Origin of the sequence: Antarctobacter heliothermus (genome assembly GCF_900188425.1) — a bacterium.
Taxonomy (GTDB): Bacteria; Pseudomonadota; Alphaproteobacteria; order Rhodobacterales; family Rhodobacteraceae; genus Antarctobacter; species Antarctobacter heliothermus.
In genome coordinates this window covers 72,428-92,092 of the sequence record NZ_FZON01000016.1, presented here as the reverse complement: position 1 = coordinate 92,092, position 19,665 = coordinate 72,428, and the positions used below count along the sequence as shown (strand labels likewise).

Annotated in this window: 18 protein-coding genes and 1 pseudogene; 12 read left to right on the top strand and 7 right to left on the bottom strand. The window is 61.8% G+C overall.

The annotated features are described in order from the left end of the window. Both CHB90_RS10640 and CHB90_RS10635 read left to right on the top strand, forming a co-directional pair. Positions 1–282, top strand: a pseudogene (locus CHB90_RS10640) (IS5/IS1182 family transposase); the annotation flags it as partial. A gap of 471 nt (positions 283–753) precedes the next feature. Further along, positions 754–1,470: a DUF3800 domain-containing protein gene (locus tag CHB90_RS10635; RefSeq protein WP_089277848.1), complete on the top strand. Its 717-nt coding sequence runs from the start codon at positions 754–756 to the stop codon at positions 1,468–1,470. Positions 1,471–1,739: 269 nt separating this feature from the next. On the opposite strand, the gene CHB90_RS10630 is transcribed toward CHB90_RS10635, so the two are convergent. The 7 genes from CHB90_RS10630 to CHB90_RS10600 all read right to left on the bottom strand — a co-directional run bounded on the left by CHB90_RS10630 (position 1,740) and on the right by CHB90_RS10600 (position 8,090). Then, positions 1,740–2,003: a hypothetical protein gene (locus CHB90_RS10630; RefSeq protein WP_141135849.1), complete on the bottom strand. Its 264-nt coding sequence runs from the start codon at positions 2,001–2,003 to the stop codon at positions 1,740–1,742. Between the two features lie 190 nt (positions 2,004–2,193). Continuing rightward, positions 2,194–3,261, bottom strand: a complete 1,068-nt coding sequence (locus CHB90_RS10625) for a TRAP transporter substrate-binding protein (RefSeq protein WP_089277846.1) — start codon at positions 3,259–3,261, stop codon at positions 2,194–2,196. A gap of 32 nt (positions 3,262–3,293) precedes the next feature. Next, complete coding sequence (locus tag CHB90_RS10620) at positions 3,294–4,862, bottom strand: TRAP transporter large permease (RefSeq protein ID WP_089277845.1); 1,569 nt, start codon at positions 4,860–4,862, stop codon at positions 3,294–3,296. Between the two features lies 1 nt (position 4,863). Further along, positions 4,864–5,460, bottom strand: coding sequence for a TRAP transporter small permease (locus tag CHB90_RS10615; RefSeq protein ID WP_089277844.1), 597 nt, complete (start codon positions 5,458–5,460; stop codon positions 4,864–4,866). Positions 5,461–5,542: 82 nt separating this feature from the next. Beyond that, positions 5,543–6,052 (bottom strand): flavin reductase family protein, encoded by a 510-nt coding sequence (locus CHB90_RS10610; RefSeq protein WP_425426613.1) that lies wholly within the window; start codon positions 6,050–6,052, stop codon positions 5,543–5,545. Then, positions 6,052–6,936: an aldo/keto reductase gene (locus CHB90_RS10605; protein ID WP_089277853.1), complete on the bottom strand. Its 885-nt coding sequence runs from the start codon at positions 6,934–6,936 to the stop codon at positions 6,052–6,054. Before CHB90_RS10605 ends, CHB90_RS10610 begins: the two co-directional genes overlap by 1 nt. Continuing rightward, entirely contained in the window at positions 6,936–8,090 is a 1,155-nt protein-coding gene (locus CHB90_RS10600) for an LLM class flavin-dependent oxidoreductase (protein ID WP_089277843.1), read from the bottom strand. The genes CHB90_RS10605 and CHB90_RS10600 overlap by 1 nt, the downstream gene beginning before the upstream one ends. 129 nt (positions 8,091–8,219) lie before the next feature. Between CHB90_RS10600 and CHB90_RS10595 the strand changes: the two genes are divergently transcribed. From CHB90_RS10595 to CHB90_RS10550, 10 genes are all read left to right on the top strand, one after another. Continuing rightward, positions 8,220–8,936 (top strand): GntR family transcriptional regulator, encoded by a 717-nt coding sequence (locus tag CHB90_RS10595; RefSeq protein ID WP_281256097.1) that lies wholly within the window; start codon positions 8,220–8,222, stop codon positions 8,934–8,936. Beyond that, complete coding sequence (locus CHB90_RS10590; RefSeq protein WP_089277841.1) at positions 8,933–10,021, top strand: Gfo/Idh/MocA family protein; 1,089 nt, start codon at positions 8,933–8,935, stop codon at positions 10,019–10,021. The genes CHB90_RS10595 and CHB90_RS10590 overlap by 4 nt, the downstream gene beginning before the upstream one ends. A gap of 240 nt (positions 10,022–10,261) precedes the next feature. Next, positions 10,262–11,293: a LacI family DNA-binding transcriptional regulator gene (locus tag CHB90_RS10585; RefSeq protein ID WP_089277840.1), complete on the top strand. Its 1,032-nt coding sequence runs from the start codon at positions 10,262–10,264 to the stop codon at positions 11,291–11,293. A 114-nt stretch (positions 11,294–11,407) separates the two neighbouring features. Further along, positions 11,408–12,712, top strand: coding sequence for an ABC transporter substrate-binding protein (locus CHB90_RS10580; RefSeq protein ID WP_089277839.1), 1,305 nt, complete (start codon positions 11,408–11,410; stop codon positions 12,710–12,712). A gap of 121 nt (positions 12,713–12,833) precedes the next feature. Then, the gene (locus CHB90_RS10575; RefSeq protein WP_089277838.1) at positions 12,834–13,700 is read left to right on the top strand and encodes a carbohydrate ABC transporter permease; all 867 of its coding nucleotides are present in this window, start codon (positions 12,834–12,836) and stop codon (positions 13,698–13,700) included. Between the two features lie 10 nt (positions 13,701–13,710). Beyond that, the gene (locus tag CHB90_RS10570; protein ID WP_089277837.1) at positions 13,711–14,541 is read left to right on the top strand and encodes a carbohydrate ABC transporter permease; all 831 of its coding nucleotides are present in this window, start codon (positions 13,711–13,713) and stop codon (positions 14,539–14,541) included. An 11-nt stretch (positions 14,542–14,552) separates the two neighbouring features. Beyond that, a complete protein-coding gene (locus tag CHB90_RS10565; protein ID WP_089277836.1) occupies positions 14,553–15,557 on the top strand; it encodes an ABC transporter ATP-binding protein in 1,005 nt (334 codons plus the stop codon). Further along, positions 15,554–16,327: an L-iditol 2-dehydrogenase gene (locus tag CHB90_RS10560; protein ID WP_089277835.1), complete on the top strand. Its 774-nt coding sequence runs from the start codon at positions 15,554–15,556 to the stop codon at positions 16,325–16,327. The genes CHB90_RS10565 and CHB90_RS10560 overlap by 4 nt, the downstream gene beginning before the upstream one ends. Before the next feature lie 65 nt (positions 16,328–16,392). Further along, positions 16,393–17,862, top strand: a complete 1,470-nt coding sequence (locus CHB90_RS10555) for a mannitol dehydrogenase family protein (RefSeq protein ID WP_089277834.1) — start codon at positions 16,393–16,395, stop codon at positions 17,860–17,862. Positions 17,863–18,267: 405 nt separating this feature from the next. Continuing rightward, a complete protein-coding gene (locus CHB90_RS10550; RefSeq protein ID WP_089277852.1) occupies positions 18,268–19,608 on the top strand; it encodes a flagellin in 1,341 nt (446 codons plus the stop codon). Positions 19,609–19,665 lie beyond the last annotated feature (57 nt).

Genomic DNA, 19,665 nt, shown 5'->3' with positions numbered 1-19,665 from the left:
CCGCGCAAGAATGCCAAGCCGTGGAAGCCATCGACTGCAGGGGCTATCGCTCGGAACGAGGCGCTGCGCGCTTCGAAATACCTTGGCCGCGCCATCTGGAGAAAATGGAGCGGATACCACCGACGAAGCCGCGCCGAGACGAAGATGCATTGCGTGAAGCTGCTGGGGCAGAGCCTCATGGCGCGCGACTTCGATCGTCAGGTCGCCGAACTTCAGATCCGCGCCGCCGTGCTCAACGGCTACACCGCGCTCGGCATACCCGTCACAGAGCCTGTGGGATAATTGCGTCCGGGGAAAGGGGAACTCCGGACGTTACCGACTTTGCGCAACAAAGCCCCTTTGCGGCCTTGGATGGTGGTCAAGATAAGGGCCGAAAGCAGAGGGCATTACTTTGCACTCGGCGGTCAAGGGGCAGACTCTGATCGCTATGTTCATGACCGCTAATGGGAGGTATGGTTCTCTACGAATTCGTCGAAAGGCTTTGCGTCCCGAAAGTCGGCTGTGCGGGACAAAACTGCCATCGGATGCCGAACAAGCAATAACCGCTCTCAGCCCGAAGCGGACCTAATCGTTCTTCCTCGGAGGGCGGGAATCATAGTTTCGCGGCGTTTGCGAGCGACCTTCATCGTCAAGTTCCACAATTGCACTTCCTTGCAGCAAAAACGGAAGTCGCGGTGCTGTGCGGTTACGCTTCACAGGCGACCCAGTCCTAGGTATCTTGTGGGCGAGAGCATCAAGAACAACGAGATGTAGATGGCGCTGGACGTCCTTCATTATTATTGCGACTGCAGCAGCTATGCAGGTGACAACAAATATGCGGTCGTAGGCGGCATCGCCGTAAAAGCGCATATGGTCGACCCGCTGAACAACCAGATTCAGTCATTGAAAGACGGAATCGGAATGAAAAGCGAGTTCAAGTGGAGCGAGTATCGTGGCGGAAAAAAGAAGGCCGCCTACGAGGCTCTCGTAGATCTATTCTATGAAGCGATTGACCTTCACTACATGCATTTCCACGCGATGCTCGTCGACTTCGATAAGTTCGACCACCATAAGAAGGGCCGCGGTGCTCCGCATCTTTCGATCAATAAAATGTATTACCAACTAATGTTGCATGAGGTCTGCCGTCGATACGGAGACAAATGGCGGATCATCATGCTACCAGATCACGGACAAGACTCCGATCAGATCGGTGAGTTCAGAAACGGCATCTGTGCGAATGCGTATCGGCGATATGGTGCAAAGCCAAACTGTCTTCGCGCGATCCACCCGACTGCATCGAAGAAGGTTAATCTCCTGCAGGTGACAGATGTCATTATCGGTGCGATAGCGGCAGAGAGGGAGGATAGAGTGGTGAAAGCGGTAAAAGCAGAGCTGCGCAAATATGTGATGGAGAGAAGCCCTGTACCGGACATGTCGATCAACACGCACAACGGCGAACGACAGTTCTCAATCTGGAACTTCAACTGTTGAGAAGGTACACACGCGACAGCCTATCGGTCCTCCCGAGAAGACCAGTCTAGCTGGCCGCTTCGACTGCCGCGAGCAGTTTTCAACATACTATACGCAGCTTGACAAACAAGGATTCTCTCTTCTCACCTCAAAATCGTGATCGAAGTGCGGTGAAATGTCGGCTTCCTGCGCGTTGCTGTCATTGGGGCACCGCGCAGCATGCGGCACTTTGGGCTCGAAGCGGACATCGCCCGAAGCGCCCCAACCCACGGTCCGGTATCCCGACCGGCTTACCCCCCGTGATCTTCGCAGAAATCGCGGATCAGGGTGTATTGGTCGTCGCCGACGCTGGTGTCGATGGAATACGAGAAATTGCCGTCTTCGGTCAGCCAACGCACCTCAAATTCCTCGCCGTCCTGACATTTGCCCCAGATGCTGCCGTATTCGCCGCCGTTGTAATCATCCTCAAGGAGGATCGTGTAGGCCTGCGCGGTGCCTGCAAGGGCCAGTGAGAAGGCAAGGGTGGAAAGAGATGAACGGAATGGGGAAAACATGGTGGGTTCCTGTTCGATGATCAAAAAATTTCTGGAAAGCGCGTGTTGGTGTTTGTCTTGCCAGTGTCTCATGGCGTCATCAGGTTGGATAGGGGTGTCTTTGTGGGTGGTGTCGGCCCGGGGAGGCGGGCAAGAAAACGGCCCCGAAGATGTCTCCGGGGCCGTGCTGGTCCGATTGGCGTCGCCGCGATCAGTTCAGGTCGGCGTCATAGGCGGCGTTGATGTCGGCCTCGGCTGCGTCGACTGCTTCGATCAGTGCGTCAAGGATCTTGCCGCCGCCGTCGACGTTGTCGCGGAACCAGTCCTGCACCGGCTTGGCGGCCTCGGCGAAGGCTGCTTTTTCATCGGGGGAGGGGACGTAGATGTCACCGCCGCCTTCGACGAAATCGGCGTAGGCCTGAATGGCGCCACGCTTGGGCGCGGCAAAGGTGGCCTGTTGCAGCGCGTAGAAACCGTCCACCACCACGCGTTTCATCGCCGGGTCCATGCCAAGGAACTTTTCGTTGCTCATCCACCACAGCGCGCCCATGTAGGCGTGGCCGTCCAGCGTGACGTATTGCAGGCCCGCATCGGGGAATTTCATGCCCATGATGTCGGTGATGCCGTTTTTCGAGCCGTCAACCACGCCGGTCTGGAACGAGGTGAACAGTTCCGGCCACGGAATCGGGGTGGGGGCAGCACCAAGGGCTTTGACAAGTTCCTGCGGCAGGTCGGCGACCACGGTGCGGATTTTCAGCCCGTCCATGTCGGCGGGTGAGGTGATGCGCCGCTTGGTATTGGCAAAGTTGCGCCAGCCGCCGGTGTTGCCAATGGTCATCAGGCGCACCGTGTCGTCGCTGTCGGCCAGCGCCATGTCGCGCATGGTGCGGACGAAATCGCTGGACAGGACGTGTTCGGCGACGCGGTCATTGGCCATCAGGTAGGGCAGGTCCAGCACCTGCACATAGGGAAAGATGCCCGCAGCCCCACCGGAGGTGGAGATGTAGATGTCGATGGAGCCTTCGGCCACGCCCTCGATACATTCCGCGCCGGTCGAGCATAGCTGGGTGCCCATGTAGATCTCGACCTCGATGGCGCCGTTTGACGCCGCCTCGACGTAGTCCTTGAACACGATCAGGCCGGCGTAATCCTCATCCGCCTCGTTCGAGTTGGCGGTGGCGACCAGTTTGATCGGATCGCCGTGTGAGGCGGCAAGGGCCGCGCCCCCGGTCAGGGATGTGGCCGCGAGCGTCGCCGCGGCAAAGAGATGTTTCAGCATGAGTACCTCCCGTTAGGTGCTGTTGTCTCAGGTTACTTTGGTGGCGGTGCCGGACTGATACAGGCCATGAAACCGGCATCAGGCGGGCATTTGATGAAGTCCGCAAGATAGGGGACGGTCATCGAAATGGCCGGAATGTAGGTGATCATGAAGATCACCACCACTTCGACCGCAAGAAAGGGCAGGATCGCCTTGGCGATGGTTTCGACCTTTTCGCGACTGACGGTCGAGGCCACGAACAGCACCAGCCCCATGGGTGGCGTGGCCAGCCCGACGGTGAGGTTGACGCTCATGATGATGGCGAAGTGGACGGGGTGGACGCCCAGTTGCACAAAGATCGGTCCAAGGATCGGGCCAAGGATGATGATGGCGGGCCCAGCGTCGAGGAACATGCCGACGATGAACAGCAGGATGTTGATCAGGAACAGCAGGACCAGCGGGTTTTCCGACAGGCCAAGGATGATGTCGGTCAGGATTTGCGGCGCGTGGGACAGCGAGACCACGGTCTTGAAGGCCACCGCCGCGCCGACCAGCAGAAGGACGGCGGAGGTGGACAGGGCAGAGCGCGACAGCACCTGGCCCAGATCGCGCAGGGTCATGGAGCGCAGGACCAGAAAGCTGATGATCAGGGCATAGGCGACGGCGACGGCGCTGGCCTCTGTCGGGGTCATGACGCCGATGAGGATGCCGCCAAGGATGATGATGGGGGTTTGCAGAGGGGCGGCGGCCTTTTTGCAGATGATGCGAAAGTCAGGGTCGACCTGTTTGCGCCAGTACATCATCAGCGCGTGAGCGATCACCAGCATCAGCGCGAAGACGATCCAGAGGTTGAGGCTGTGCAGCTTGTCGCCGTTGTCGTCCAGCGTGGCGAGGCCGAGGGGCACGGCGAGGCCGGAATAGGCGGCCATCAGCAGCCCGCCGACGTTGAGGCGAACAAGGGCAAAGCTGACCCAGTATTCGGTTGTGCTGATGGTCTGGTTGCGGTGGACGATGCGTTCGGCCTTGGGCAGGTCGTAGCGGTCAGCCAGCAGGCGAACCATGACCATGAGGCCGACGCCGACAAGGATGCCCGGCACGATACCCGCAAGGAACAGCGCGGCGACGCTTTCGCCCATGACATAGGCGTAGATGATCATGATCCCAGAGGGCGGGATGATCGGGCCGATGACGGATGAGGCGGCGGTGATGGCAGCGGCAAAGCGGCGGGTGTAGCCGTTCTTCTCCATCGCCGGGATCAGGGTGGACCCAAGGGCCGAGGTGTCCGCCACGGCGGAGCCGGAGAGGCCCGCGAACAGGATCGAGGACAGGATGTTGACGTGGGCAAGGCCGCCGCGCAGGTGGCCCATGATCGCTTGGGAAAACTCGACAAGGCGGATGGTGATGCCGCCGCGGTTCATGACCTCACCGGCCAGCATGAAGAAGGGCAGCGCCATCAGCGGAAAGCTGTCCATGCCGTTGTAGAGATTGCGGTAAAGGACCGAGAGTTGGCGCGATTGGTCGTCCATCACCAGCAGGCCAAAGGGCGCGGCGAGCAGGGCAAAGACCACCGGCAGGCCGATCATGATGAGGATCAGGAAGACGGGCAGGAACCAGATCAGCATGTCAGTCCGCCCCCGCCATGTCGTCCGTATTCAGGCGCGTCAGACGGTCGCCGCCGCCCATGAGGGTGATCAGCTGGCGCAGGATCAGTTCCACGTTGACGAGGATCAGCAGGTTTATCCCGACCCAGAGCGCGGCATACTGGTACTGGTTGGCGAACTTGGCCTTGCACTTGCCGATCTCGATGCCGAAAGGCCAGCGCAGGGAGGAGGAACAGCCCCGGCCCGACAGGCTGTCGACGTGGTTGTTCAGCCCCTTGTCCCAGGCGATGACCAGCACCCAGAGAGAGATGCTCAGCAGCATCAGACCCAGCAGCGCCGCCAGCAGCCGGGGCAGGGCGCGTTCCAGCATGTCGATGGCGACAAACCCGCCTTGGCGGTAGGCCAGCGGGGCCATCAGCCCGACCAGCCAGAGCATCCCGAAACGCGCGCCTTCCTCTGTCCAGTTGGGGGCGTCATTCAGCGCGTAGCGCCAGAATATCTGGCCAAGGATCAGGCAGACCATGATCGCCAGCGCAAGCACCGCAATCACCCGGCCCACGGACAAGATACCCGTGTTCAGCCGCTCCAGCGGCCAAAGCAGTATCAGCAGCACCGGCATGGCGCTCCTCCCATATGCGGGGCGTGACGCGCCCCTTGTCGTTCTTCGGGCCGGGATCTTGGCGCCCCGGTCCCCTGTTGTGTCAGCCCTTGAGGCTGACGAACCGGCCGCCCTGAAACAACAGCGGCAGGCCGGGTCGGAAGGCCGCGCCAAGCACGCGGCCCACGATGATCACATGGTCGCCCGCATCATGCACGGCCTCTTGACGGCAATCGAACCGGGCAAGGCAATCGGCCAGTTGCGGCACGCCATTGTCGTCGTTGTCCCAGTCGAACCCGTCAAAGGCATAGGCGTCGCGGGTGAACCCGTTGCAGATGTCCTTTTGGTGGCCGTCGAGGACGTGGATCGAATAGTGCTGGGCGTCCCGAAAAGTGGGAAAGCGGCGCGAGGCCTTTTGCGGCGACCACAGCACCAGCGGCGGGTCCAGCGACACGCTGGCAAAGCTGGACGCGGTGATCCCGACCGGCCCGCCGGGGCCGGGGGCAGTGACCACGGTCACGCCGGTGGCAAAACTGCCAAGTGCGGCGCGAAAGGCGCGGGAGTCCTCGCTGGGGTCAATTACCTGCATCGCGTGGCTCCGGTTGCCGTCCATCAGGGAACCTCTTTCCCCAGTGCTGCGGTATAAAGTTCAAACCAGAGCTGGCGCGTCATGTCGACGTCAAATGCCCGTGAGAACCCTTTGATCCGCTCAATGGTGTTGGTGCCCATGACCGGCAGGATACCCGCCGGATGCGCCAGCAGCCAGGCGACGGCCACGGCGGCGCGGTCGACACCCTGATCGGCGGAAACGCGGTCCATGACCGTGGTCAGCGCGGTGTTCGAGCTCATCAATGCTCCGCCGCCCAGCGGCGACCATGCCATCGGGGGAATGTCGCGTTCCTGCAGATAGGCCACGTCACCGTTGGTGAACCCCTCAACCGCGCTCAGGCTGAGTTCGATCTGGTTGGTGACCAGAGGCGATTTCATCGCCGATTGCAGCAGCGTCCAATCGTGTTGCTTGAAGTTGGACACACCCACGGCGCGGACCTTGCCAGAGGCCACGATTTCATCCAGTGCGGCCCCCGTTTCGCGGTGGTCCATCATCGGGTCGGGGCGGTGGATCAGCAGCAGGTCGATCTGTTCGATCTGCATCAGGCGCAGCGAGTGATCGACCGAGGCCATGATATGCGCGCGGCTGGTGTCATAGTATTTCACCGGCGCATCGGCATAACGGCCCACGGGGGCGACGATGTCACATTTGGTGACGATCTGGATCTGTTGGCGCAGCTCTGGCGTCATGGCGGCACCAAGGATCTCCTCTGCCTCATAGCCGCCGTAGATGTCGGCCTGATCCAGCGTGGTGATGCCCTGTTCCAGACAGGCGTCGATCTTGGCCCGGACATGGGCGGGCGAGGTGTCTGTATCGTCGCCCAGACGCCACATGCCATAAACGATGCGGCTAAAATCTAGCCCCTCTTGCAGGTCTACGCGTTGCATCATTTACGCTCTCCCACGCCGAGCGGCGTTGCCGGTGTTTCGTTCGGGACGCGGCCATATTCATGCGGCAGCGAACAGGTTTTCAGCTCTGGCAGGACCAGTTTGCCAAAGTGCTGGCATTCTTCGATGTGCGGATAGCCGGAGAAGATGAAGGCGCGAATGCCCATCTTGCGGTATTCTTCGATCTTGGTCAGCACCTGATCGGCGGAGCCCACCAACGCCGCGCCACAGCCCGACCGCGCGCGGCCCACGCCGGTCCAGAGACCGGGTTCGACATAGCCGAATTTATCCGCCAGTTCGCGGGCGCGGGATTGGTGAGAGACGCCTAGTGAGCCGCTGTCATGGGCGCGGTCACGGATCAGCTGGCCGTATTCATCGTCCAGTTTCGACACGAGACTGTCGGCGTAGTCGCGGGCCTCTGCCTCTGTGTCGCGGACGATCATGTGGACGCGCAACCCGTAGTCCAGCGTGCGGCCATAGCGCTCTGCCACGGCGTTCACGTCGGTCATGCGCTGGGCAAGCTGTTCCTTGGGTTCCGGCCACATCAGGTAGACGTCGCAATGCTCACCGCACAATTCCAGCGCGGCAGGGGAATAGCCGCCAAAATACAGCAGCGGGCCGCCGGTCTGATAGGGTTTGGCGGGGTCGGTGGTGAGACCTTTGAAATTGTAGATCTCGCCGTCAAAGTTGATTTCGTCCTGCGTCCACGCCTGTTTGAGGATCTGGACGACCTCGCGGGAGCGTTGGTAGCGATAGCCGCTGTCGGCCTTTTCGCCGGGAAAATCGGAGGAGATGACGTTTAACGTCAGCCGTCCCTGCATCATGTGATCCAGCGTGGCCACGGTGCGGGCCAGCATGATCGGGTGCATCTCACCGCAGCGGATGGCGGCCAGCATGTTGATGGTGCTGGTCAGCGGCGCCATGCCCGCGACAAAGGACAGGGTGTCCTGCCCGACCTGATAGGATGAGGGCGCAAGGATGTTGCGGAAGCCTTGTCTTTCGGCCTCCAGCACGATGTCGCGGCAATGTTCGAAGGACGAGCGCAGCGCGCCGTCAGGCACGCCCAGATAGCGGTAGTCATCTGAGCAAAGCGCCGAGAACCAGCTGACCTCGGAGGCGTCCAGATCGGCGGAGGTGACGGGGACGACGGTCATGCGGGGCCTCCCTGGCTGCGCCGGATTCGGCGGCGGATTTCTTCTTGCGTAGCATTCGGGAATTAATGCATCAATAGTGTATTAATTATGGGCGCTCTACGGAACGGCGTCCAGCGGAGGGACACAGGCTTGACTCGGGGACGGACCTCGGCGGCGCTGCCCAAGCACGCCCAGATCAGCGAAATGCTGATCCGAGACATTGCCGCCGGGCGGCTGGTGGATGGCGCGCGGCTGCCGCCAGAGCGCGAGATGGCCGAACAGTTGGGCATCGCGGTGGGCACCCTGCGCAAGGCGCTTTTGACGCTGGCGGGCGAGGGGCTGCTAGACCGGGTGCAGGGATCGGGCAACTACGTCCGGGAGCGGGGTGGCGTGGCGTCGATCTATTCGATGCTGCGGCTGGAGCTGAAGGCGGGTGGTGGGCTGCCGACGGCAGAGTTTCTGGGGGTGGACCGTCTGCCCAAACCGGCGGATGCGCCGCGCTTTGGGCCGTCGGATGTGGGCTGGCGGTTTCGCCGACTGCGGTTTCTGGGCGGGGTTCCGGCGGCGCTGGAGGAAATCTGGCTGGACGGCGCGCAGGCGGATCACATCGCGGCAGAGGACGTGTCGGAGTCGCTGTACCTGTTCTATCGTGAGCGGCTGGGTCTGGTGATCCTCTCGGCAGAGGATCGGGTGAGCTTTGCGCCGGTGCCGGAGTGGCGCGACGCCCGGTTCCCGCCCGAGGTGGGCGCAACGGCGGGCCATGTGACGCGGATCGCGCGTGACAGTGCGGGCGCGCCGGTGGAATTTTCACGGACCTGGTTCGATGCGGACACGGTCATCTACATCAATAGGATCGGCAAGGCATGACGATGGTGCGTTACGGTGTGATCGGCTGCGGCATGATGGGCCGCGAGCATATCCAGAACATCAACCTGCTGCCGCAGGGGCGTGTCGGGGCGGTCTTTGACCCGGTGCCCGATCTGGCGGTCAGCGCGGCGGAGTTGGCGGGCGGGGCGCAGGTTTGCGACACGCTGGAGGATCTGCTGGCGGTGCCGGATCTGGACGCGCTGGTCATTGTCAGCCCGAACGATTGCCATGTGCCTCAGTTGCGCCAGATCGCGGCGACCCGTGTCCTGCCGATCCTGTGCGAAAAGCCGTTGTTCACAGCACCCGAGGATGAGGCGTTTCTGTGCGAATTTGCGGCCAGCTATGGCGCGCCGGTCTGGGTGGCGATGGAGTACCGCTATATGCCGCCGATCGCGCTGTTGCGGGATGAGGCGCAGGAGGCGACGGGCGGCATTGCCATGCTGACGATCCGGGAACACCGCTTTCCGTTCCTGCCCAAGGTCGGTGCGTGGAACCGCTTTAACCAGCGAAGTGGTGGCACGCTGGTGGAAAAGTGCTGTCACTTCTTTGACCTGATGCGGCTGATCCTGCGGGATGAGCCGGTGCGCGTCATGGCCAGCGCCGGGCAGGCGGTGAACCACAAGGACGAGACTTATGACGGGCGCGCGCCGGACATCTGGGACAACGGCTATGTGATCCTCGATTTCGCGGGCGGCGCGCGGGCGATGCTGGAATTGTGCATGTTCGCCGAAGGATCGCGCTATCAGGAAGAGATCAGCGCCATGGGCCCGGCGGGCAAGATAGAGGCGCGGGTGCCGGGGCCGGGGCGGTTCTGGCCCGCCCATCTGGGCGACGCGCCGGTGCCGCAGGTGATTGTGTCGCCTCGGGTGCCCAAGGGGCCGCGCCTGATTGAGGTGCCGGTAGATCCGGCCTTGCTGGCGGCGGGCGATCACAACGGATCGACCTACTACCAACATGAGCGGTTCAACGCCGTGGTGCGCGGCGAGGGCAGCCCCGAAGTCACGCTGGCGGACGGGATTGCGGCGGTGCGCATCGGGCTGGCCGCGCAGAAAAGCGCCGCAACCGGGCAGGCGGTTGTGCTCTGACGCTTTTTTGAGCGGGCAAGAAGGCCCGGGCCGCGCCGCGCGATAAAGGCATTGCGACCCCCGACCGGAGTGGTAGACCCGTCGCCGATGTGTTTTGACGCGCGGCAAGGTTTGCCTTGACGGATGCGCGCTGTGGCTACATCCTGAAAAACTATACGCGCGTCAAGAAACATGGAGTGCTCCGGACTGGCTGCCTGGGCGCGCCGCCGTGGCCTGCGAGGTGCCTGACTGGGAGGGACTATGGACGATCGCAAGATTCGGAACATGGAAGAGTTCGCAGAGGTCAGCGGCATTTCCCGGCCTACCCTGTCGAAGTATTTCAACGACCCCGAAAGCGTGCGCAAAACCACCCGCTCGCGGATCGAGGGCGCGCTGGAGCAATATGACTATCGCCCCAACATCTTTGCCATCAACCAGAACCGAAAGCTGACCAAGAACATCGGCATTGTCGTGCCCTACCTGGCCGACCCGTTTTTTGCCGAGATTGCGCGCAATCTGGAAATGCTGGTCATCGGCTCCGGGTTTCGACCGATCCTGCTGAGCTCACACGGCACAGCCGCGCAGGAAAACGACAACCTTGAAAGCCTGCGGGCAATCAAACCCGCCGGGGCGCTGTTGGCGCCGTTGGGGCGGCGTTCTGACAAGGCCGCCGTCGAAAGTTTTTGCCAGGCCGTGCCCTCCGTACTTTTTGACAGTAATATCAGCGGTTTGGGTGAGGCGTTTGTGGGACATGACAATGCGCAGGCCACAGCGTTGATCTGTGAGTATCTGTGCCGGACTGGCCAATCGCCCGCCTTTTTCGAGATGCGAGAGCCCACCAACCCGAACGCCTATCGCCGCCGCAAGGCCTATTGTGACGTGATGGAGCGCATGGGGCATCCAGCGCATCTGTTGCAGGTGGACGGCGACGGATGGGATTTCGAAAAGATCGGCCTGGAGGGCGGGGTCAAGCTGATCGACGGCGGCGACCTGCCGACCGACACGATCCTGTGCAGCAACGACCGACTTGCCATCGGGGTTCTGGCGGCAGCCTATCAAAAGGGTTTGCGAGTCGGGCTGGGCCCGGGATGCGCCCTGCGAGTCGCCGGGCACGACGATCACCCGTTTTCGCGCTATACTTGCCCACCGCTGACCACCGTTTCGCAAAGCTACGACGCCATTGCAGAGCGCAGCGTCGAACGCCTGTTCAGCCTGATCGAAAGTGGCCAGCGTGTTGAAAAGCGTGACGAAATCTATCTGGAAGGCCGGTTGGTCATGCGTCAATCCGCATGAAATGCTGCATCGCGGCAAGTTAAAAGTTTACCCCCGTAAAGTTTTTAATTGACTTGCGACCCGGCGTCATTCAAGATGTTATCGTTAACAACGAGTTCCAAGGGAGGAAACTGGATGACTTTGAAAGGCGCATTTTTTGCGGCTTCCGCACTTGTGTCGGTGTCTGCCACCGCACTGACTGCCGAAGTGCTGACCATCGCAACCGTGAATAACGGCGACATGATCCGCATGCAGGGCCTCACGGCCGACTTCACCGAAAAGACCGGACATGAAGTGAACTGGGTCACGCTGGAAGAAAACGTTCTTCGCCAGCGCGTGACCACCGACGTCACCACCAAGGGCGGCTCCTTCGACATCATGACCATCGGCATGTACGAAACCCCGATCTGGGGTGCGAACGGCTGGCTGGTGCCGCTGGACGACCTGTCCGAAGGCTATGACGTCGACGACATTCTGCCCGCGATGCGCAACGGCCTGAGCCATGACGGAACGCTGTACGCAGCCCCGTTCTACGGCGAAAGCTCGATGATCATGTATCGCACCGACCTGATGGAAGCCGCCGGTCTGGAAATGCCCGACGCGCCGACATGGGAATTCATTCGCGAAGCGGCTGTCGCCATGACCGACCGCGACGCCGAGATCAACGGCATCTGCCTGCGTGGCAAGGCCGGCTGGGGTGAGGGCGGCGCCCTGATCACCGTGATCGCAAACTCGTTCGGCGCGCGCTGGTTCGACGAAAACTGGACGCCGCAGTTCGACCAGCCGGAGTGGGCCGATGCGCTCAACTTCTACGTTGGCCTGATGAACGACGCGGGCCCTCCGGGATACGCGACCAACGGTTTCAACGAAAACCTGTCGCTGTTCCAGCAGGGCAAATGCGGCATGTGGATCGACGCGACTGTTGCGGCGTCCTTTGTGACCAACCCCGACGACTCGACCGTGGCCGACAAGGTCGGCTTTGCTCTGGCACCGAACCACGAGGGTGTTGAAAAGCGGGCCAACTGGCTCTGGGCTTGGGCGCTGGGCATCCCTGCCGGTACTCAGAAAGAAGCCGCAGCCAAAGAGTTCATCGAATGGGCCACCTCGAAAGACTACATTGAGCTGGTTGCCGCCAACGAAGGTTGGGCAAACGTGCCTCCGGGTGCCCGGACCTCGCTCTATGAGAACCCCGAGTACCAGAAGGTTCCCTTTGCTCAGAAGACCCTGGATTCGATCCTGGCCGCTGACCCGAACAACCCGACGGTTGATCCGGTTCCCTATGTCGGTGTCCAGTTCGTCGCCATCCCCGAGTACGCCGGTATCGCAACCGACGTGAGCCAGGAGTTCTCGGCGGTCTATGCCGGTCAGCAGACCGTGGCAGAGGCGCTGGAAAAGGCGCAGGCCCTGACGATCGACGCAATGGAAGCCGCAGGTTACTAAGGCATCCTCCCAGTCCGGAGGGCGGGGGCAACCGCCCTCCGGACACACAGAACTACCCCCACTCACCCGATGACATGAATGGAAAATGGCGGCCCCTGGTCGCCAAGGGAGGAGGCGCGCCATGGCGACCCAGCACTCGCGATCCGCAGCCCGTCTGATGATGGCCCCCGCGGTTTTTCTACTTCTGGTCTGGATGCTCGTCCCGCTGAGCATGACCCTGTGGTTCTCATTCCGAAAGTACCTGCCGCTGCGCGGTGGTGACCTGGGATGGGCCGGCTTTGACAACTATGTACGTTTCGTGACCTCCAGCGCCTTTTGGCCCAGTGTCATGACCACCCTGATCATCGTCGGCGGCGTTCTGATCATCACTGTCGTGTTCGGCGTACTGCTGGCCATGCTGCTGGATCAGCCGATGTGGGGACAGGGGGTTGTTCGGATCCTTGTGATCGCGCCCTTCTTCGTGATGCCGACCGTGTCCGCGCTGGTCTGGAAGAACATGTTCATGGATCCGACGAACGGGTTGTTCGCGCATCTGTGGAAATTCTTCGGAGCAGAGCCAGTATCATGGCTCAGTCAGGCGTCGCTGGAATCGATCATCATGATCGTCAGCTGGCAATGGCTGCCCTTTGCGACGCTGATCCTGCTGACCGCGATCCAGTCGCTCGACAGCTCGCAGCTGGAGGCCGCCGAGATCGACGGCGCCAAGCCGGTGTCCCGTTTTTACCACATCATCCTGCCCCACCTGGGACGCGCCATCACCATTGTGGTCCTGATCCAGACGATTTTCCTGCTGTCCATCTTTGCAGAGATCTTTGTCACCACGGGCGGTGCTTTCGGAACCAAGACGCTGACCTACCTGATCTTCCAGCGTGTGCTGGAAAGCCAGAACATCGGTTTGGGATCTGCTGGTGGTGTTTACGCAATCATTCTCGCCAATATCGTTGCGCTCTTCCTGATGCGCATCGTCGGCAAGAACCTGGACACCTGAGGGGGACATCATGGCACGCGCTGTCACAACGCAACGCAAAGCAATCAATACCGCCTTCGCATGGGGTGTCGGTCTGCTGATCTTCTTCCCGATCCTCTGGACGATCCTGACCAGCTTCAAGACCGAAGCTCAGGCGATCAGCGATCCCCCGGTGTTTCTGTTCTTTGACTGGACGCTGGAAAACTACGCGGTGGTTCAGGAACGGTCGGACTACATGCGGTTCCTGTGGAACTCGATCATCATCGCGGGTGGGTCGACCATCCTGGGGGTGATCATCGCGGTCCCCGCCGCCTGGTCGATGGCCTTTGTGCCCTCGCCCCGGACCAAGGACATCCTGCTCTGGATGCTCTCGACCAAGATGCTGCCTGCGGTTGGCGTTTTGTACCCGATCTACCTGCTGTTCATCAAACTGGGCTGGCTGGATACACAGATCGGACTGGTCATTGTCCTGATGCTGATCAACCTGCCGATCATTGTCTGGATGCTCTACACCTACTTCAAGGAAATCCCCGGTGAGATCCTTGAGGCGGCGCGGATGGACGGAGCCACGCTCAAGTCAGAGATCCTGTATGTGCTGACGCCAATGGCAGTGCCGGGCATCGCCTCGACCCTGTTGCTCAACGTCATCCTTGCCTGGAACGAGGCATTCTGGACGCTCAACCTGACGGCAGCCAAGGCGGCACCGCTGACGGCCTTTATCGCCAGCTACTCCAGCCCCGAGGGACTGTTCTACGCAAAACTGTCGGCGGCCTCTGTCATGGCCATCGCGCCGATCCTGATCATGGGCTGGTTCAGCCAGAAACAACTTGTCCGGGGCTTGACCTTCGGCGCAGTGAAATAAGGGGGGGACCCATGGGACGTATTCAACTCAAGCAGGTCAAGAAATCCTTTGGCGACGTGACGGTTATCCCGCCGCTAGATCTTGAAATCAACGATGGCGAATTTGTGGTGTTTGTCGGCCCGTCGGGCTGCGGTAAATCCACCCTCCTGCGGCTGATCGCCGGGCTGGAGGACATGACCGACGGCAAGATCGAGATCGACGGTCAGGACGCCACATCGCTGCCCCCTGCCAAGCGCAAGCTGGCGATGGTGTTCCAGTCTTATGCTCTGTACCCGCATATGACGGTGCGCAAGAACATCGCCTTTCCGATGCGGATGGCGGGCATGGATCAGGCCGAGCAGGACAAGCGTATCGCCTCGGCGGCCAAGGCGCTGAACCTGACCGACTATCTGGATCGCCGTCCGGGGCAACTTTCGGGTGGTCAGCGTCAGCGGGTCGCCATTGGCCGCGCCATTGTGCGGGAACCCGAGGCGTTCCTGTTCGACGAACCGCTGTCCAACCTGGATGCGGCGCTGCGCGTCGGCATGCGGATGGAGATCAGCGAACTGCACAAGAAGCTGGCGACCACGATGGTCTATGTGACCCATGATCAGGTCGAAGCCATGACAATGGCCGACAAGATCGTGGTGTTGCAGGCCGGTGTGATCGAGCAGGTCGGCAGCCCGCTGGAGCTGTACCGCGCGCCGCGCAACAAGTTTGTTGCCGGTTTCATCGGCTCGCCCAAGATGAACCTCATTGAGGGCGCCGAGGCGACCAAGCACAACGCGCAGACCATCGGCATCCGCCCCGAGCATGTGGAGGTTTCCACCACCGACGGCCTGTGGCAGGGCACCGTCGGCGTGGCCGAGCACCTGGGATCGGACACGTTCATCCACGTCCACGGGGTTCCGGGCTGTGATCCGATGACCGTGCGTGTGGGTGGGGAAATTCCGGTGACGCATGGCGACACGGTCTTTCTGACGCCGAACCTGCAACACCTGCATCGTTTTGATGCTGAGGGGCTGCGGCTGGCATGACACGCCTTGCCGGAAAATCCGCCCTGATCACCGGTGCCGCGCGCGGCATCGGCAGGGGATTTGCCGAGGCCTATGTGCGCGAAGGGGCCACGGTTGCCATCGGCGACATAAACATGGAGGCGGCGGAGCAGACCGCCGCCGAGATCGGCGGCGGGGCCTATGCGGTTCACATCGATGTCTCCCGGCAGGACAGCATCGACGCGGCCATCGCGTCGGTGGTGTCCCACGCCGGCAAACTGGACATCCTTGTCAACAACGCGGCGGTGTTCGATGCCGCCGAAACGGTGGACATCACCCGCGACAGTTATGACCGGCTGTATGCGATCAACGTGGCCGGGACGCTGTTCACCATGCAAGCAGCGGCGCGGCAGATGATCGCGCAGGGCCATGGCGGCAAGATCATCAACATGGCGTCCCAAGCGGGGCGTCGTGGTGAATCCTTGGTGCTTGTCTATTGCTCGACCAAGGCGGCGGTCATCTCGATGACGCAGTCCGCCGGGCTGAACCTGATCAAGCACGGCATCAACGTGAACGCCATCGCCCCCGGTGTGGTGGACGGTGAACATTGGGTCCATGTGGACGCGCTGTTTGCCAAGCTCGAAGGCAAGGCGCCCGGCCAGAAAAAGCGCGAGGTCGAGGCCAGTGTGCCTGCGGGCCGCTACGCGCTGCCTGCGGATCTGTCGGGCATGGCGGTGTTCCTTGCCTCGCCCGAGGCCGATTACATCGTGTCGCAGACATATAATGTCGACGGCGGCCAGTGGATGAGCTGATCGCCGCGCCCTGACGCGAAGAAATGATACCGGGGCGTGACCCCCGACAACAACATGAGGTTCCCATGGCGATCAAGCTTTGCTCCGCCAATCTGGCTGACCTGCCCGAAGGTATTGCCGTTCCCACCTATGACCGCGCTTCCCTGACGCCGGGGATCGTGCATATCGGACTAGGCAACTTTCATCGCGGGCACCAGGCGTGGTATTTGCACCGCCTGATGCAGCAGGGGCTGGCGCAGGATTGGGCCATTGTCGGTGCTGGCGTGCGTGCCTTTGACGAGGCGCAGCGCCAGAAGATGGCCGCGCAGGACTATCTGACCACGCTGATTGAACTGGACCCGGCGGGCAGTTCTGCCGAGGTCATCGGCTCGATGATCGACTATGTGCCGATTGTCGACGGCAACGGCCCGTTGATCGACCGGATGACCGATCCGGCGATCCGCATCGTCGCGCTGACCGTGACCGAGGGCGGCTATTACATCGACCCGGTGACCAAGGGGTTTGACGCGCAGCACCCCGATATGGTGCATGACGCCGCCAACCCGGCGACGCCGCGCACCGCTTTTGGCGCGATGGTGGCCGCGCTGCGGCAGCGCCGCGACGCGGGCACCGGGCCGTTCACCGGGCAAAGCTGCGACAACCTGCAAGGCAACGGCGCGATCCTGCGCCAGACGGTTGTGTCGTTGGCGCGACTGTCCGATCCGGCGCTGGCCGACTGGATCGACGCCAACTGTACCTTCCCCAACGCGATGGTGGACTGCATCGTGCCCGCCACCGGGCCGAACGAATTGGCGCTGGTGCAGGGCTTGGGCATCGATGACGCGGTGCCGGTCACGCATGAGAATTTCCGCCAGTGGGTGATCGAGGATGATTTCTGCGCCGGGCGGCCGGATTGGGACAAGGCGGGGGCGACCTTTTCGGACGATGTCCACGCCTATGAAACCATGAAGATCCGCATCCTGAACGGCGGCCATCAGGTCATTTCCAACCCGGGTGAGATCCTTGGGGTCGAGTCCATCGCAGGCTGTATGGCGCATCCGCTGATTGGCCGCTTGTTCCACAAGCTCGCCAGCGTAGAGATCGTGCCGCATGTCCATGCGGTGCCGGGCATGACGCCTGCCGATTATGTCGATCTGATCCACAAGCGGTTTTCCAACCCGTTGATCGTGGACACGACGCGGCGCGTGGCCTTTGACGGATCGTCGCGCCATACCGGGTTTCTGCTGCCGACCCTGCGCGAGGCGCTGGCGGCTGGCACCCCGTATGACGGTCTGGCCCTGGTCGAGGCGCTCTGGGCGCGTATGTGTGCCGGCACCCGTGAGGATGGGTCGGACATCGCCGCCAACGATCCGTTCTGGGACGATCTGAACGCCGCCGCGCTTGCGGCCAAGGAGACCCCGCAGGCCTGGCTGGAACAACGTCAGATCTATGGCGAGCTGGCCGATCATGCCGGATTCGCCGGGGCCTTTGCCGACTCTCTCCAGATGATCTGGCGTGAGGGAACAGAGGCGGCACTCGGCGCCTATCTGGACTGAGGCGCGCGTCGGTTCCACTGCGCCGGCATCCGGTTTGTGGATGTGGCACAGAGGGCATGTAAATAAAGTCAGAAGGTTACATGGGGGTTTCTCATGGTCCTGCTGAGAACCCCCCGGCAGAACACTGTCGGGGGGGTTGTCGTTTCCAGTCCGTGTGCGGGGCATCGGGTCAGCGGCATCGGGTCAGGGGCGCCGGGCCGACCTTTCAGGTTTCAGACAAATTCTATGCAAGCACGATGCGGGTTTTAGGCTTCTGTTCATCCGGAACGGTGAGGTTGGCGGCGCACCTGAAGCGGTGGCGCGGACCAATACCAAGGCCTGCATCCGTCAGAACGACGTCAGCAAAGCCGCACGCGGCAAATGAAACCGGCGCAAAACGCGCTTACGAACAGCAAGGACAAGAATATGTCTAGCATCCTGACGAACAACGGTGCCATGGTGGCGCTGCAAACCCTCAAAACCATCAACGCCAGCCTGTCCGATACCCAGTCGCAAATTTCGACCGGCAAACGTGTCGCAACCGCCAAGGACAACTCTGCCGTCTGGGCGATCTCGAAGTTGATGGAAGCCGATGTCAAAGGCTTCAAGGGGATCTCCGACAGCCTCAATCTGGGTCAGTCGACCGTTTCCGTGGCGCGTCAGGCGGCGGAAACCACCACCGAACTCCTGACTGAAATCAAATCCCGCATCGTCGCGGCGCAAGAGGAAAACGTCGACCGGGCAAAGATCCAGGATGACATCAACGCGCTGCGCGACCAGATTTCCGCAGTGGTGGGCGCGGCCCAGTTCAACGGTCTCAATCTGCTTTCGAACACCGAAACGACTGCCGGGACCGGCCGGGTCAACATTCTTGCCTCGCTGGATCGGTCGGGCACCGGGGTGACCGCCTCTGACATCACAGTCAACAAGCAGGATCTGGGCACCTCCGTCGGGTCGATCGATGTCGCGTCGGCTTCGGCCACGGCGATTGGCACGGACGCCGCCTCGGGTGCCGCCAACACCGCTGCCGTGGCGTTGACCGGCGCCTCTGCCCCGGCGGCCCAGCCCACCACCCTTGCGATCATCGGTCAAACGGCCGGTGCAGGCACCGCAACCGTGGCTGCGGGCACCGGCTTTTCGATCGAGATCTCCGCTGGTGCGGCGGGTCTTGCCACCCTCAACACCACCACAACGGCCGCAGGGCAGGAGATCATCTATGTCGCCCGCGATGGCGACACAGAGGCGGACGTGGCCCGCGGCCTTGCCGCCGCTTTCAACAAATATGTCGCAGACAATTCGGACATCACCGAGGGTCTGGGCATCGGGGCGGCTGTGAACGGCACCAGTGCCAACCAGCTGGACTTTACCGGCGCAAGCAACACCGGCGACAACTTTTCTGTCCAGGTGCGCAGCTACGCGGTGGCCGACACCACAATCGGCGGCCGGCTGGAGGAATTGGCCAGTATCGACGTGACCACGCAGGCCGGGGCTGATTCCGCACTGACCGAAGTGGAAACCCTGATTGATATTGCCATCGACGCAGCGGCGGCCTTTGGCTCGGCTCAGGGCCGGATCGAGACACAGTCCGATTTCGTATCACAGCTGACCGACGCGCTGAAATCGGGCATCGGTGCATTGGTGGACGCCGACATGGAAGAGGCCTCGGCCCGGTTGCAGGCGCTGCAAGTCCAGCAACAGCTGGGTGTTCAGGCGCTGTCGATCGCCAACCAGGCACCGCAGTCGCTGCTGTCTCTGTTCCAGGGCTGATCCGGATCGTTGGGCCGGAGGTTTCTCCGGTCATCTGGCACTGAATGGGGCGGCGCA

Coding starts and splice junctions, on each gene's coding strand:
- CHB90_RS10635 (WP_089277848.1), top strand. CDS start 754: ATGGCGCTGGACGTCCTTCATTATTATTGCGACTGCAGCAGCTATGCA.
- CHB90_RS10630 (WP_141135849.1), bottom strand. CDS start 2,003: ATGTTTTCCCCATTCCGTTCATCTCTTTCCACCCTTGCCTTCTCACTG.
- CHB90_RS10625 (WP_089277846.1), bottom strand. CDS start 3,261: ATGCTGAAACATCTCTTTGCCGCGGCGACGCTCGCGGCCACATCCCTG.
- CHB90_RS10620 (WP_089277845.1), bottom strand. CDS start 4,862: ATGCTGATCTGGTTCCTGCCCGTCTTCCTGATCCTCATCATGATCGGC.
- CHB90_RS10615 (WP_089277844.1), bottom strand. CDS start 5,460: ATGCCGGTGCTGCTGATACTGCTTTGGCCGCTGGAGCGGCTGAACACG.
- CHB90_RS10610 (WP_425426613.1), bottom strand. CDS start 6,052: ATGGACGGCAACCGGAGCCACGCGATGCAGGTAATTGACCCCAGCGAG.
- CHB90_RS10605 (WP_089277853.1), bottom strand. CDS start 6,936: ATGCAACGCGTAGACCTGCAAGAGGGGCTAGATTTTAGCCGCATCGTT.
- CHB90_RS10600 (WP_089277843.1), bottom strand. CDS start 8,090: ATGACCGTCGTCCCCGTCACCTCCGCCGATCTGGACGCCTCCGAGGTC.
- CHB90_RS10590 (WP_089277841.1), top strand. CDS start 8,933: ATGACGATGGTGCGTTACGGTGTGATCGGCTGCGGCATGATGGGCCGC.
- CHB90_RS10585 (WP_089277840.1), top strand. CDS start 10,262: ATGGACGATCGCAAGATTCGGAACATGGAAGAGTTCGCAGAGGTCAGC.
- CHB90_RS10580 (WP_089277839.1), top strand. CDS start 11,408: ATGACTTTGAAAGGCGCATTTTTTGCGGCTTCCGCACTTGTGTCGGTG.
- CHB90_RS10575 (WP_089277838.1), top strand. CDS start 12,834: ATGGCGACCCAGCACTCGCGATCCGCAGCCCGTCTGATGATGGCCCCC.
- CHB90_RS10570 (WP_089277837.1), top strand. CDS start 13,711: ATGGCACGCGCTGTCACAACGCAACGCAAAGCAATCAATACCGCCTTC.
- CHB90_RS10565 (WP_089277836.1), top strand. CDS start 14,553: ATGGGACGTATTCAACTCAAGCAGGTCAAGAAATCCTTTGGCGACGTG.
- CHB90_RS10560 (WP_089277835.1), top strand. CDS start 15,554: ATGACACGCCTTGCCGGAAAATCCGCCCTGATCACCGGTGCCGCGCGC.
- CHB90_RS10555 (WP_089277834.1), top strand. CDS start 16,393: ATGGCGATCAAGCTTTGCTCCGCCAATCTGGCTGACCTGCCCGAAGGT.
- CHB90_RS10550 (WP_089277852.1), top strand. CDS start 18,268: ATGTCTAGCATCCTGACGAACAACGGTGCCATGGTGGCGCTGCAAACC.